This window comes from Streptomyces sp. NPDC012827 (genome assembly GCF_042900905.1).
Classification (GTDB): domain Bacteria; phylum Actinomycetota; class Actinomycetes; order Streptomycetales; family Streptomycetaceae; genus Streptomyces; species Streptomyces gulbargensis.
Genome location: NZ_JBIBBY010000001.1, coordinates 487040 through 500454, shown reverse-complemented (window position 1 = coordinate 500454; position 13415 = coordinate 487040). Strand labels below are relative to the sequence as shown.

11 protein-coding genes and 2 tRNA genes are annotated in these 13415 nt (G+C 71.6%); 9 read left to right on the top strand and 4 right to left on the bottom strand.

Going from position 1 to position 13415, the window contains the following annotated elements:
- Positions 1-158 precede the first annotated feature (158 nt).
- The 4 genes from ACFY60_RS02220 (at position 159) to ACFY60_RS02205 (ending at position 3361) form a co-directional block, all read left to right on the top strand.
- Entirely contained in the window at positions 159-1274 is a 1116-nt protein-coding gene (locus ACFY60_RS02220; RefSeq protein WP_388607512.1) for an SDR family oxidoreductase, read from the top strand.
- A gap of 110 nt (positions 1275-1384) precedes the next feature.
- Positions 1385-1846 carry a molybdenum cofactor biosynthesis protein MoaE gene (locus ACFY60_RS02215; RefSeq protein ID WP_388607514.1) on the top strand — a complete coding sequence of 154 codons (462 nt, stop codon included), beginning with the start codon at positions 1385-1387 and terminating at the stop codon, positions 1844-1846.
- A gap of 140 nt (positions 1847-1986) precedes the next feature.
- The gene (locus ACFY60_RS02210) at positions 1987-2211 is read left to right on the top strand and encodes a hypothetical protein (RefSeq protein WP_388607516.1); all 225 of its coding nucleotides are present in this window, start codon (positions 1987-1989) and stop codon (positions 2209-2211) included.
- 61 nt (positions 2212-2272) lie between these two features.
- Positions 2273-3361, top strand: a complete 1089-nt coding sequence (locus tag ACFY60_RS02205) for a PDZ domain-containing protein (protein ID WP_388607518.1) — start codon at positions 2273-2275, stop codon at positions 3359-3361.
- A gap of 195 nt (positions 3362-3556) precedes the next feature.
- On the opposite strand, the gene ACFY60_RS02200 is transcribed toward ACFY60_RS02205, so the two are convergent.
- On the bottom strand, positions 3557-4108 hold the full coding sequence (locus ACFY60_RS02200; RefSeq protein ID WP_388607520.1) for a PPA1309 family protein: 552 nt from the start codon (positions 4106-4108) through the stop codon (positions 3557-3559).
- A 135-nt stretch (positions 4109-4243) separates the two neighbouring features.
- Here ACFY60_RS02200 and ACFY60_RS02195 point away from each other — a divergent pair, with 135 nt between their 5' ends.
- From ACFY60_RS02195 to ACFY60_RS02180, 4 genes are all read left to right on the top strand, one after another.
- Positions 4244-7159: a UPF0182 family protein gene (locus tag ACFY60_RS02195; RefSeq protein ID WP_388607521.1), complete on the top strand. Its 2916-nt coding sequence runs from the start codon at positions 4244-4246 to the stop codon at positions 7157-7159.
- Positions 7160-7203: 44 nt separating this feature from the next.
- Positions 7204-7277 (top strand) — tRNA-Met (locus ACFY60_RS02190).
- 204 nt (positions 7278-7481) lie between these two features.
- Entirely contained in the window at positions 7482-9461 is a 1980-nt protein-coding gene (locus ACFY60_RS02185) for a tetratricopeptide repeat protein (protein ID WP_388607522.1), read from the top strand.
- 46 nt (positions 9462-9507) lie between these two features.
- Positions 9508-9581 (top strand) — tRNA-Met (locus ACFY60_RS02180).
- A 139-nt stretch (positions 9582-9720) separates the two neighbouring features.
- Here ACFY60_RS02180 and ACFY60_RS02175 read toward each other — a convergent pair.
- Positions 9721-10140: a Fur family transcriptional regulator gene (locus ACFY60_RS02175; RefSeq protein ID WP_388607524.1), complete on the bottom strand. Its 420-nt coding sequence runs from the start codon at positions 10138-10140 to the stop codon at positions 9721-9723.
- A 166-nt stretch (positions 10141-10306) separates the two neighbouring features.
- On the opposite strand from ACFY60_RS02175, the gene ACFY60_RS02170 reads away from it, so the two are divergent.
- On the top strand, positions 10307-11758 hold the full coding sequence (locus tag ACFY60_RS02170; RefSeq protein WP_388607526.1) for a catalase: 1452 nt from the start codon (positions 10307-10309) through the stop codon (positions 11756-11758).
- Between the two features lie 106 nt (positions 11759-11864).
- Here ACFY60_RS02170 and ACFY60_RS02165 read toward each other — a convergent pair whose 3' ends face one another.
- Together ACFY60_RS02165 and hisN are read right to left on the bottom strand one after the other, a co-directional pair.
- Positions 11865-12254, bottom strand: coding sequence for a CBS domain-containing protein (locus ACFY60_RS02165; protein WP_309054201.1), 390 nt, complete (start codon positions 12252-12254; stop codon positions 11865-11867).
- A gap of 261 nt (positions 12255-12515) precedes the next feature.
- Positions 12516-13325, bottom strand: a complete 810-nt coding sequence (gene hisN, locus ACFY60_RS02160) for a histidinol-phosphatase (RefSeq protein ID WP_309054200.1) — start codon at positions 13323-13325, stop codon at positions 12516-12518.
- Between the last annotated feature and the right edge of the window lie 90 nt (positions 13326-13415).

Here is a 13415-nt window from a genome sequence, read left to right as displayed (position 1 = left end):
TGCCGGCGGCGACTGCCCGCTACACACCACCAGCGTAGACATCCGGGCCGGATATGGGCTCGGTGCTCCGCCGGGCCGTGCCCTGCGGCAGGATGGACGCCACCTGGTCCGTACGCGTCACGCGTGTACGTACTGAAGACAACCGCTGGAGACGCCCGGTGAGTTCCCCAGATCCTCAGGTTCGCGGAGCGCGAAACCCGTCCACCCGGTCCGCCGCGCGCGGCCCCGTCGTCGCGGTCACCGGCGCCGCCTCCGGCGTCGGCGACCTGCTGACCCGGCGCCTCGCCGCCTCGGAGGAGGTCAAGCAGGTCATCGCCATCGACGAGCGCCGCGGCGAGGTCCCCGAGGCGCGGTGGCAGATCCTCGACGTCCGCGATCCGGCCATCGCGGAGAAGCTGCGCGGCGCGGACGTCGTCGTGCACCTCGCCGTCGACCTCGACCTAGAGAGCGACCCCGCCGCCCGGACGGCCTACAACGTGCGCGGCACGCAGACCGTGCTCACGGCCGCCGCGGCGGCCGGGGTCCGGCGGGTGGTGCTCTGCACCTCCGCCATGGTCTACGGCGCCCTGCCCGACAACGACATCCCGCTCTCCGAGGACGCCGAGCTCCGCGCGACGGCCGAGGCCACCGGCGTCGGCGACCTGCTGGAGATCGAGCGCCTGGGCCGCCGCGCGCCCCGGGCCCACCCCGGGCTCAACGTGACCGTGGTCCGACCGGCGATCCTCGTCGGCGGCACGGACACGGCGCTGACCCGCTACTTCGAGTCGCCCCGGCTCCTCGTCGTCGCGGGTTCCCGGCCCACCTGGCAGTTCTGCCACGTCGAGGACCTGGTGAGCGCCCTGGAGTACGCGGCTCTGGAGAAGGTCGACGGGGAGTTCGCCGTCGGCTGTGACGGCTGGCTGGAGCAGGAGGAGGTCGAGGAGCTCTCCGGGATCCGGCGCATGGAGCTGCCCTCGGCGGTGGCGCTGGGCGCGGCGGCCCGTCTGCACCGGATCGGGCTCACCCCCTCCCCGGCGGGCGACCTCGCGTACACCATGCACCCGTGGGTCGTGTCCGTGGGACGGCTGCACGACGCCGGATGGCGGCCCGCCTGGACGAACGAGGCGGTCCTCGCCGCGCTCCTCGAGGAGGTCGAGGGCCGGCACACGGTCGTCGGCCGCCGGCTCGGCCGCAAGGACGCGACGGCGGCGGGCGCGGCCGGTGCGACGGTGGCGCTGCTCGGCACGGCGGCGCTGGTGCGGCAGATGCGGAAGCGGCGCGGCCTGGGCCTGTAGCGGTCTTACGGCCCCGGCGCGGCCCTTGTAGGACCCTCCCAGAGCGGGCCCGGTCCGCCGGTGGAAAACGCCCTTACGTGATGCCGACGCCGTACGGCACCATGGGCACCATGGCTGACACGCACGACCACCCCGGCGAGCAGGCCGCCGCCGACCCGATCAGGCTGCTCGCGATCAGGGACACGCCGCTCTCCGTCGACGAGGTCTTCCGCGCCGTCGGGGACGACGCCGCCGGCGGCACGACCCTCTTCGTCGGCACCGTGCGCAACCATGACGGGGGCGCCGACGTCGACGCCCTGGGCTACTCCTGCCACCCGTCCGCCGAGGCGGAGCTGCGCCGCGTGGCGGAGAAGGTCGTCGCCGACTTCCCGGTCCGCGCCCTGGCGGCCGTGCACCGCGTCGGTGACCTGCGGGTGGGTGACCTGGCGGTGGTCGTGGCCGTCTCCTGTCCGCACCGGGGCGAGGCCTTCGAGGCCTGCCGCAAGCTGATCGACGACCTCAAGCACGAGGTGCCGATCTGGAAGCACCAGACCTTCTCGGACGGGACCGAGGAGTGGGTGGGCGCCTGCTGACGCCCGGGGGTGTCCTGGCAAGACGGCGCGCCGACAGGGCGTAGCCGGACGCCCGATTTGCGTAACCGGCCCCCAAGGACGAGCGTTGATGACACAGATGAATAATCTGTTGATCGACTCACTGGGGATGGGAGGCCGGAATGGCAGCGCTGGCCTGGTTGCTGATCCCGCTGTTCGCCGTCGTCGGCGCGGCGATATGGGGAAGCTGGGCATCGAGGAACAAGACCATAGGTGACGTCGCGGAACTCGCCGGTTACGCCCGTTTCCGGGACGCCATGGAGCGGTCCCACGCCACCCCCGCCGCCACCGGCTCCTCCACCACGACGTCCGCCGCCACCGCCGCCACCGGGTCGCCGTCCAGCTGACCCCGCCTCGGACGGACCGCCCCACGGGTGCACCCACAGGCGAGTCCCGTACTGTCGTTCCATGCCACGCCGCACCGCGACGATGCTCGCCTCCACCCTGGTTCTGATCTGCCTGCTCATCGCGGGCGTCCTGATCCCGGTGCCGTACGCGGAGATGAGCCCCGGGCCCACGGTGAACACCCTCGGAGAGGCCCGCGGCGAGCCCGTTCTGCAGATCTCGGGGCGGAAGACGTACCCCACCGACGGGCACCTCAACATGACGACGGTCCGGGTCACCAGCGCGGACTACAAGATGAACGCCGTCGAGGCCGTCTACGGCTGGCTGGCCCACGACAACGTGGTGGTGCCGCACGACACCCTCTACCCGGACGGGAAGACAGAGGAGGAGTCGAGCCAGGAGAACGCCGAGGAGTTCAGCCAGTCGCAGGAGAGCGCCAAGGTGGCGGCCCTCGGCGAGCTGGGCATCCCCTTCACCACGCGCGTGGTCGTGGCCACCGTCGTCAAGGGCTCCCCTGCCGAGGGCAAGCTGCACGCCGGTGACGTCATCAAGGCCGTCGACGGCACCCCGGTCACCGCGCCCGGTGACGTCGCCAAGCGGGTCACCCGGCGCAAGCCCGGCCAGGACGTCGAGTTCACCCTCGTCCCCGCCAAGGCGGCGGCCGAGGCGGAGAAGGCCGGCAAGGAGCCCACCGCGACCCGGAAGGTGGTCGTCACGACCACCACCTCCGAGGAGGGCGACCGGGCGATCGTCGGCATCCAGGCCGGCACTGACCACGCCTTCCCGTTCACCATCGACATCAACCTGGCGGACGTCGGCGGGCCCAGCGCCGGTCTGATGTTCGCGCTCGGCATCGTCGACAAGCTGACCCCGGAGAGCCTGACCGGCGGCCGGTTCATCGCCGGCACCGGCACCATCGACGACAAGGGCGAGGTGGGCCCGATCGGCGGCATCGAGATGAAGCTCGTCGGCGCGCGGAAGGCGGGCGCCAGGTACTTCCTCACGCCGGCCGACAACTGCGAGGCCGCCGCCTCCGACACGCCCGAGGGGCTCACGCTCATCAAGGTGCGGACCATCGACGACGCGATGACCTCGCTGGGGAAGCTCCGCGCGGGCGACACCCGGTCCCTGCCGAGCTGCGCCAAGGGCTGACCCGCCCGCCCCGGTAAGGGGACCAGACGCCGAGGGGCGCCCGGTCACGGCGACCGGGCGCCCCTCGGCGTCCGTACGGCACGGCGTCCGTACGGCACGGCGTCCGTACGGGCAGCACGGCGGCCGGCCCGCCCGTACGGGAACGGCGCCCCGGGCCCGTACGGGACGGGCGCCCCTCGGCGCGGACGTGGAGCGTCAGCCCTCGAAGGTGGCCGCCAGGGCCTCCGCCAGGCCCGGGACCAGGTCGGGGCCGGTCAGGACCTCGGTCGGGGAGTCCTTCTCGCGCAGCCGGATCGCCGCCTCGCGCGCGCCGTTCCGCAGCACGGCCACGGTCATCCGCACCTCCTGTCGGTCCGGGTGCGCGGCCACCCACTTGGCCAGCTGCTTCTCGCTCATGCCCTGCGGCACCTGGGCCTCCGCCGAGGGGGGCAGCATCAGCCGCTCCACCGTGAGGGCGCAGCCGGCGACCGCGTCGGGCCAGGCGATGGTGCCGAGGAACTCGTCGAGCGCCTTCCCCCGGGGCAGCTTGTCCTGCTCGATCGGGGTGTAGGCGGTGGCGTCCTCGCCGAGGCCGAGCTGCGAGGCGAGGGCGGGTTCCTGGGCGCGCAGCCGCGCGGTGTCGACCAGGGCGAAGAGGCGGGCGGGCTGGTCCCAGCCGAGACCCGACGCGTATTCGTCGATCTCGAGAACCGCGCGGGTGAGGGGACTGGAGGCCATGGGCGGCCCGGAGGGGGAAACGTTGGACATGACCAACATCCTGCCTCCTCTTCCCCCGAAGACGGGAACTAGGTAAAGCCTCAGTAAGTTGCACCAGTGGGCTCTACGATCGCGGGGCCTGCTTTCAGACGCATCAACATCGAGGGGCGCACGTTGGCTTTCCAGATGCCGGACCGCGGCGGAGGCCCGTCCGGGCCAAGGATGAGAGTCGGCCGGCCGTCCCGGCGGGCCCGGACCCTGCTCATGACACTCGGGGTGCTGGCCGTTCTGGCCATGGCGTTCGTGATGTTCGCCGGGTTCTGGACGGACTGGCTCTGGTACCGCTCGGTCGCTTACTCGTCCGTGTTCACCACCACCCTCTGGACCAAGATCGGTCTCTTCGCGGTCTTCGGTCTGCTGATGGCGTTCGCCGTCGGCCTCAACATCTGGCTGGCCCACCGGCTGCGGCCGCCGCTCAGCGCGATGTCGCTGGAGCAGCAGAGCCTCGACCGCTACCGGATGGGCATCGCCCCGTTCAAGAAGTGGGTGCTGCTCGCGGTCACCGCCCTGGTGGGCCTGATCGCCGGCGCCTCCGCCTCCGGCCAGTGGCGCACCTGGCTGATGTGGGTCAACGGGGTGAAGTTCGGCCAGAAGGATCCCCAGTTCGGTCTCGACGTGGCGTTCTACGCCTTCGACCTGCCCTGGTACCGCTTCCTGCTGGCCTTCGGCTTCGCCGCCACCATCCTGTCGCTGATCGCCGCCGCCCTCACGCACTACCTGTACGGCGGGCTGCGGATCACCAGCCCGGGCGCCCGGGCGACGGCCGCCGCCACCGGACACCTCTCGGTGCTGCTCGGCGTCTTCGTCTCGCTCAAGGCCGTGGCGTACTGGCTCGACCGGTACGGCCTGGCCGTGAAGTCCAGCGACTTCAAGGCGACCGGCAACTGGACGGGCCTGCGGTACGTCGACGCCAACGCCTACCTGCCGGCGAAGACGATCCTGTTCTGCATCGCCGCGATCTGCGCCGTGCTGTTCTTCGCGACGCTCTGGCGCCGCACCTGGCAGCTGCCGGTCATCGGCTTCGGCCTGATGGTGCTCTCCGCGGTCCTGATCGGCGGCCTCTACCCGGCGATCGTGCAGAAGTTCCAGGTCCAGCCGAACGAGCAGGCCAAGGAAGCGCCGTACATCCAGAAGAACATCGACGCGACCCGCAAGGCGTACGCGATCGACGGGGCGAAGCCGGAGAACTACTCGGGCAAGTCGACGGTCAAGGCGAAGGACCGGCTGCGCGCAGACTCGCAGACGGCGGCCAGCTACCGCCTGCTCGACCCCAACATCGTCTCGCCCACGTTCCAGCAGCTGGAGCAGAAGCGGAAGTACTACCAGTTCCCCATGACCCTGGACGTGGACCGCTACCAGGGCAAGGACACCGTGATCGGTCTGCGGGAGCTGAACATCCGCGGCATCCCGAAGCGGAACTGGATCAACGACCACTTCACGTACACCCACGGCTACGGCGCCATCATGGCCACGGGTACGCAGACCGACGCCAACGGTTCGCCGGTCTTCACCGAGTCCGGTCTGCCGACCACCGGTGAGCTGAAGACGTACGAGCAGCGGATCTACTACGGCGAGAAGACCGACCAGTACTCGATCGTGGGCGGCCCGCAGAAGGAGCTCGACTACGAGGAGAACGGCGAGAAGACCACCAGCTACAAGGGGAAGAGCGGCGTCAGCCTCTCCAGCGCCTTCAACCGCGCCGCGTACGCGGTGGCCTTCAGCGAGCCGCAGATCCTCTACTCGGGAGCCATCGGCGAGGGTTCGCGGGTCCTCTACAACCGCACGCCGAAGGAGCGCGTCGAGGCCGTCGCGCCCTGGCTGACGATCGACGGCGACGCCTACCCGGCGGTCGTCGGCGGCCGGATCCAGTGGATCGTCGACGCCTACACGACCACGAACGGCTACCCGTACGCCTCGCGCACCACGCTCGGCGACACGACGGCCGACTCGCTGACCGTCGGCAACCAGCAGCGTGCCGTCGTCGCCCAGCAGAACCAGGTCAACTACATCCGCAACTCGGTGAAGGCCACCGTCGACGCGTACGACGGCTCGGTCACCCTCTACCAGTGGGACACCGAGGACCCGGTCCTGAAGACCTGGATGAAGGCGTTCCCGGGCACGGTCAAGGCCAAGTCCGAGATCAGCGGCACCCTGATGGAGCACCTGCGCTACCCGCAGGACATGTTCAAGGTGCAGCGCGAGCTGCTGACCCGCTACCACGTCACCGACCCCGCGCAGTTCTACAGCGGCTCGGACGCCTGGCAGGTGCCGGACGACCCGACCAACAAGGAGGGCAACGCGGTCCCGCCGTACTACCTGAGCATGAAGATGCCCGGGGACGAGGCGCAGCGCTTCTCGCTGACGACGACGTTCACGCCGAACGGGCGGCCCAACCTGGGCGGCTTCATGGCGGTCGACGCCGACGCCACCAGCAAGGAGTACGGCCGGATGAGGCTCCTGCGGGTCACCGAGGACGTGCCGGGACCGGCCCAGGTGCAGAGCAAGCTCAACGGTCTGCCGTCCGTGGCCCAGTTCGTCCGTGACATGCGGGGCGCCGACTCCGACATCCAGTACGGCAACCTGCTGACGGTGCCGCTCGACGGCGGGTTCCTGTACGTGGAGCCGGTGTACGCGCAGGGCCGCAACGCGCTCTACCCGCTGCTGAAGAAGGTCGCGGTGTCGTACGTGGACGCGGACCAGCCGGGCGGTGACACCACGAAGGACGTCACCGTCTTCGAGGACAACCTCACCGCGGCGCTCAACGCGGTCTTCGGGGTGGAGGGGCCGAGCACGCCGACGCCTCCGCCGCCGGGCACCACGCCTCCGCCGCCGGCTTCGGCCGACGCCGAGCTGAAGCAGGCCATCGCCGACGCGCAGAAGGCGTACGACGCGGGCGAGGCGGCCCTGCAGAAGCAGGACTGGTCCGCGTACGGCAAGGCGCAGGAGGAGCTCCAGACGGCGCTTCAGCGGGCGGCCGAAGCGGGGGCGAAGCTCAAGCCGAGCGCCCCGGCCACCCCGCCTGCCGAGGGCTCCGGCGGCTGACCTGCGCATCTGCCCCCCGCGTCGTGATACTGTGGTTTCACCGACGCGGGGTGGAGCAGCTCGGTAGCTCGCTGGGCTCATAACCCAGAGGTCGCAGGTTCAAATCCTGTCCCCGCTACTCAGGACGAGGGCTCGGATCCATAAGGATCCGGGCCCTCGTCGCGTGTCGGGGTGGTGGCGGGGAGGCGAAGAGCGGTACGGAGGGGGCGAGTTGGCGTGAGTCGTGTTTGACTTGTCTCTCTGTGGGCATGTCGACAAAACGCTGAGGTGACCTCACTGGCTGCGGTATACCAGGTGTGCGCGGGTTGTGGGTGGTGCGACGATGGTATTTATGGGGGACAGGGCAACTCTGTTGGAGACAGGGCGGTTTGTGCAGCGGCACGCCAGAAATGCCGCGGACGAGATCATCGAGGCAGTGAGGGCCGTCGATGCGGTCCCCGACACCACCGCCGAGAGCCGGACCACCACCACCGACGCCGACACCGAGCACGAGACGGAAGCCGAGACCGAGGCACGCCACCGGCGTGCGGCCGAGCGCGGTGACACCGCCTCCATGAGCGCCCTCGGCGCCCTGCTGCTGCGCCGCGGTGATCTCGACGGCGCCGAGCCGTACCTGCGCGCCGCCACCGCCGAGGGGGACCGGGCCGCCGCCAACAACCTGGGCGTCCTGCTGCACCAGCGCGGTTACCCCGACGAGGCCGCCGGCTGGTGGCGGGTCGCCGCCGTCGCAGGGTCCGCGCCCGCCGCCCACGCCCTCGGCCGCCACCACCGCGAGCGCGGCGACGAGCCCGCCGCCGAGTACTGGCTGCGCCAGGCCGCCGAACAGGGCCACGCGCTCGGTGCGTACGCCCTCGCCGACCTCCTGGAGCACCGCAGCGACGTCGGTGCCGAGCGCTGGCTGCGCGCCGCCGCGGAGCAGGGCCACCGCGAGGCCGCCTACCGGCTCGCGCTCGCCCTGGAGCGGCGGGCCACGGCCGCCTCCCGGGGCCCGCACGAGAGCGCCTCGCGGACCCGGCTGCCCGGCGCCGCCGCCGTGGCCTCGGCCGCCGGTGCGGGCCCGGGAGGGGTGACGGGGCTCGTGGAGCCCGGTGACGAACTCGCCGAGGCGGAGCAGTGGTTCCGCCAGGCCGCCGCCCGCGGACACCGCCGGGCGGCGCTGCATCTCGGCGCCCTCCTGGAGAAGCGCGGCGAGCTCAAGGAGGCCGGCCGCTGGTACCTCAGCTCCGCCAAGGAGGGCGAGTCCCGGGCCGCCTGCGCCCTGGGCTTCCTGCTCCGCGACGCCGGTGACGAGGAGAGCGCGGCCGTCTGGTGGCTGCGCGCCGCGCAGGACGGTGACGGCAACGCGGCCAACGCACTGGGCGCCCTGCACGCGGCCCGGGGCGAGCAGCAGACGGCCGAGCGCTGGTACCGGGCGGCGATGGACGCGGGCGACGTCAACGGGGCGTACAACCTGGGTCTGCTGTGTGCCGCCCAGGACCGGATCGCGCAGGCCGAGCAGTGGTACCGCCGGGCCGCCTACGCGGGCCACCGCGAGGCCGCCAACGCGCTCGCGGTCCTGCTGCTGCAGGCGGGCGACGCGAACGGTGCCGAGCCGTGGTTCTCCAAGGCCGCCGAGGCGGGCAGCGTGGACGCCGCCTTCAACCTGGGCATCCTCTACGCGGGCCGGGACGACGACGCCGCGGCCCTCGTCTGGTACGAGCGGGCCGCGGCCGCCGGTCACACCGAGGCCGCGCTCCAGGTCGGCATCGCCGCGCTGCGCGACGGCGACGAGCAGACCGCCGAACGGCACCTGAGGTGCGCGGCCGGCGGGGGCAGCGCCGAGGCCGCCTTCCGGCTGGCGACGGTGCTCGACGCCCGCCGCCCCGAGCCCGGCGGCGCCGTGCTCGGCGCGCCCCGGGACGAGAAGTCCGAGTGCGAGGAGTGGTACGAGCGGGCCGCCGAGCAGGGGCACCGGCGCGCGCAGGTGCGGGTCGGCATGCTCGCCGCCGCGCGGGGCGACCTGGCGGAGGCCGCCCGCTGGTACCGGGAGGCCGCGGACGCCGGCAGCCGTAACGGCGCCTTCAACCTGGGGCTGCTGCTCGCCCGCGAGGGGAACGAGCGCGAGGCGGCGCTCTGGTGGACCAGGGCAGCCCGGGCGGGACACGGCCGGGCCGCGCTGCGGCTCGCCCTGCTCGCCGCGCGCCGCGGCGAGCTCAGCGAGGGGCGGCGCTGGTGCGCCCGGGCGGTCGAGCTGGGGCCGGCCGAGGTGGCCGAACGCGCGGCCCGGCTGAGCGAGGCGCTGCACGAGGAGCTCACCGCGTAACGGATTTGCGCTGGTCGCGGGGGTCCCGTAAGGTGGTGTTCACCGACGCGGGGTGGAGCAGCTCGGTAGCTCGCTGGGCTCATAACCCAGAGGTCGCAGGTTCAAATCCTGTCCCCGCTACTCAGTAGCAACGAAGGCCCGGATCCTCAGGATCCGGGCCTTCGTCGTTCGTCCGGGACCCCGTGGACGGCCGGGACAGCGGAAAGCCCCCGCCGGAGCGGGGGCTTCCTCGGATCATCGCGCGGGAATCAGCGCCGGGTCACGCGGTCGACGCGCAGCCCGGGCAGATGCCCCGGTAGGTGACCTCCACGTCGGAGATCGTGAAACCGAAGCGCTCGGAGCTCGGCAGGTCCGCCAGCGGGTCGCCCGCCGGGTGGACGTCGCGGATCGTGCCGCAGCGGCCGCAGACCAGGTGCTGGTGCGGCCGGTGGGCGTTCGGGTCGTACCGCTTGGCGCGGCCGTCCGTCGCGACTTCCATAACTTCGCCGAGCGTGACCATCTCGCCCAGCGTGTTGTAGACGGTCGCCCGGGAGATCTCGGGCAGCCTCGTCACGGCACGCGCGTGGACCTCGTCGGCGGTCAGATGCACGTGATCACCGTCCAGGACCTCGGCCACGACGCGGCGCTGCGCTGTCATGCGCCAGCCGCGTCCGCGCAGTCGTTCCAACAGGTCACTCATGCGCACCAGCCTAACAGTCGGGGGACTCCGTCCCGAACGGGTGTGACTTTGGAAGTTCACTTGACTTAGACATTGTCTATCGTAGGATCGATCCCGGCATCGGCCAAGGGTTTCGTCCACGGCCCGGCCGACGACAGGACACGCAGGAATGACGCAGGAGGCGCACGTGACCCAGGGACCGCTCACCACCGAGGCAGGCGCGCCGGTCGCCGACAACCAGAACAGTGAGACGGCGGGCGTCGGCGGTCCGGTCCTCGTCCAGGACCAGCTGCTCCTCGAGAAGCTCGCCCACTTCAACCGCGAGCGCATCCCGGAGCGCGTGGTGCACGCCCGCGGCGCCGGCGCCTACGGCACCTTCACCGTGACCGCGGACGTCACGAAGTACACCCGGGCGAAGTTCCTCTCCGAGGTGGGCAAGCAGACGGAGACCTTCCTGCGCTTCTCCACCGTCGCCGGCAACCTGGGCGCGGCGGACGCCGTCCGTGACCCGCGCGGCTTCGCCCTGAAGTTCTACACCGAAGAGGGCAACTACGACCTCGTCGGCAACAACACCCCGGTGTTCTTCATCAGGGACGCCATCAAGTTCCCCGACTTCATCCACACCCAGAAGCGCGACCCGTACACCGGCTCGCAGGAGGCGGACAACGTCTGGGACTTCTGGGGCCTCTCGCCGGAGTCCACCCACCAGGTGACCTGGCTCTTCGGCGACCGCGGCATCCCCGCCTCGTACCGTCACATGGACGGCTTCGGTTCCCACACCTTCCAGTGGAACAACGAGGCCGGCGAGGTCTTCTGGGTCAAGTACCACTTCAAGACCGACCAGGGCATCAAGAACCTCACCCAGGAAGAGGCCAACAAGCTCGCGGGCGAGGACCCCGACAGCCACCAGCGCGACCTGCGCGAGGCCATCGAGCGCGGCGACTTCCCGAGCTGGACCGTGCAGGTCCAGATCATGCCGGCGGCCGAGGCGGCGAACTACCGCTTCAACCCGTTCGACCTCACCAAGGTGTGGCCGCACGCGGACTACCCGCCGATCGAGATCGGCAAGCTGGAGCTCAACCGCAACCCGGAGAACATCTTCGCCGAGGTCGAGCAGTCGATCTTCTCCCCGGCGCACTTCGTGCCCGGCATCGGCCCGTCCCCGGACAAGATGCTCCAGGGCCGTCTCTTCGCCTACGGCGACGCCCACCGGTACCGCGTCGGCATCAACGCCGACCACCTGCCGGTGAACCGCCCGCACGCCACCGAGGCGCGCACCCACTCCCGTGACGGCTTCCTCTACGACGGCCGCCACAAGGGCGCGAAGAACTACGAGCCCAACAGCTTCGGCGGCCCGCACCAGATCGACCGCCCGCTGTGGCAGCCGGTCCCGGTCACGGGTGTCACCGGCGACCAGGCGGCTCCGATCCACGCCGAGGACAACGACTTCGTGCAGGCGGGCAACCTCTACCGCCTGATGTCGGAGGACGAGAAGGGCCGTCTCGTCGACAACCTGGCGGGCTTCATCGCCAAGGTCTCGCGGGACGACATCGCCGAGCGCGCCATCAACAACTTCCGCCAGGCGGACGGTGACTTCGGCAAGCGGCTGGAGGCCGCGGTCCAGGCCCTGCGTGGCTGAGGGCGCTTGCCGTAGATAAGAGAGCGGGCCGGACTTCCGTACGGGAGCCCGGCCCGCTTTCGTGTTCAGGGCGCCCGGCACGGCCCGCGCGCCCGGGGGGCAGGGCTCATCCGGCGACGCTGTGCAGCGGGATCCAGCAGCGGATGATGTCGCGGACGGAGACGATCCCGACCGGCCCCTGGTGGTCGAGGACCACCAGATGACGGAAGCCGCCACGGGTCATCGCCTCGGCCGCCTCCTCCAGGGTCCAGGTCGGCGCGGCGAAGACGACGTCGTGGGTGGTGTGGGATCCGGCGGTCTCCCGGTCCGGATCCTGGTCCCTGGCAAGCGAGTTGAGGATGTCGCGCTCGGTGAGGATGCCGAGCCCGTGGGCGTCGCCGTCCAGGACGACGGCCGCGCCGACGCGGCGCGCCGCCATCAGCCGGGCCGCCTGGCGGAGGGTGTGGGTGGGGCCGAGGGTGAGGACGATCGTGCTCATGGCGTCACGGACGAGCATGGATGGAACCACCTCCTTGGTGAACCGTTCAACGACAACTCCGGCGCCCGAGGCGCGTGATGAACAGCGCACAAGTTCACAAGTGGGGGAGCTCTCAGAGTTGCACCGGGGGAGGGACCCGACAAGAGGGCGTGCGAGGCGTCCCCGGGGAGCGCCGAGGGCGCTCGGCCCCCGGACGCCCCGCCGGGCAGTGGGTCCCGGCCCCGCGAACGCCCCGCCGGCGGTCGCGCCCGGCCCCGGACGCCCGCCGGCCGGGAAGGCTCAGTCCTGGGCGTTCCGCTGGTTGAGGTAGCTCAGCAGCTCCCCGTGGAGCAGGCCGTTGGACGCCGCCGCGTTCCCGCTGTGCGGACCGTGGCGCCCGTCGAGGCCGGTGTACGTACCCCCGGCCTCCTGCACCACGATCGCCACCGCCGCCATGTCCCACAGGGACAGCTCCGGCTCGGCGCAGATGTCGACGGAGCCCTCGGCGACCATCATGTACGGCCAGAAGTCGCCGTACGCCCGGGTCCGCCAGCACGCGCGCGTGAGGTCCAGGAACCCGTCGAGCCGGCCCTGCTCCTCCCAGCCGCTCAGCGAGGAGTACGCGAACGAGGCGTCCGCCAGGGACGACACCTTCGACACCTGGATCCGGCTCGCCGAGGCCAGGCTGCGGCCCGTGTAGGCGCCGAGCCCCTTCGCAGCCCACCAGCGGCGGCCCAGGGCCGGGGCGGAGACCACGCCCACCACCGGCTGGAAGCCGGTCTCCCCGGCCTCCATCAGCGCGATCAGGGTCGCCCAGACGGGCACCCCGCGCACGTAGTTCTTCGTGCCGTCGATCGGGTCGATCACCCAGCGGCGCGGGCCCGAGCCCTCCACGCCGTACTCCTCGCCCAGGATCGCGTCCCGCGGCCGGGCCCGCTGGAGCTGGCCGCGGATCAGCTCCTCCGCGGCCTTGTCGGCCTCGCTCACCGGGGTCATGTCCGGCTTGGTGTCGACCTTCAGGTCGAGCGCCTGGAAGCGGTCCATGGTGGCCGCGTCGGCGGCGTCCGCCAGGACGTGGGCGAGGCGCAGGTCATCGTGGTAGTCGGCCATGGCGGCACTCTATCGCCGCCCCGGAACGCACCCCCGACGGGCCTTGACAGCGCGTGGCCACCTGCCGACGCTGAGTACCGCACCGTACGA

Excerpts from the sequence above, each read along its gene's own strand:
- ACFY60_RS02215 (WP_388607514.1), top strand. The coding sequence starts at position 1,385 with ATGGCTGACACGCACGACCACCCCGGCGAGCAGGCCGCCGCCGACCCG.
- ACFY60_RS02210 (WP_388607516.1), top strand. The coding sequence starts at position 1,987 with ATGGCAGCGCTGGCCTGGTTGCTGATCCCGCTGTTCGCCGTCGTCGGC.
- ACFY60_RS02205 (WP_388607518.1), top strand. The coding sequence starts at position 2,273 with ATGCCACGCCGCACCGCGACGATGCTCGCCTCCACCCTGGTTCTGATC.
- ACFY60_RS02200 (WP_388607520.1), bottom strand. The coding sequence starts at position 4,108 with ATGTCCAACGTTTCCCCCTCCGGGCCGCCCATGGCCTCCAGTCCCCTC.
- ACFY60_RS02195 (WP_388607521.1), top strand. The coding sequence starts at position 4,244 with ATGCCGGACCGCGGCGGAGGCCCGTCCGGGCCAAGGATGAGAGTCGGC.
- ACFY60_RS02185 (WP_388607522.1), top strand. The coding sequence starts at position 7,482 with ATGGTATTTATGGGGGACAGGGCAACTCTGTTGGAGACAGGGCGGTTT.
- ACFY60_RS02175 (WP_388607524.1), bottom strand. The coding sequence starts at position 10,140 with ATGAGTGACCTGTTGGAACGACTGCGCGGACGCGGCTGGCGCATGACA.
- ACFY60_RS02165 (WP_309054201.1), bottom strand. The coding sequence starts at position 12,254 with ATGCTCGTCCGTGACGCCATGAGCACGATCGTCCTCACCCTCGGCCCC.
- hisN (WP_309054200.1), bottom strand. The coding sequence starts at position 13,325 with ATGGCCGACTACCACGATGACCTGCGCCTCGCCCACGTCCTGGCGGAC.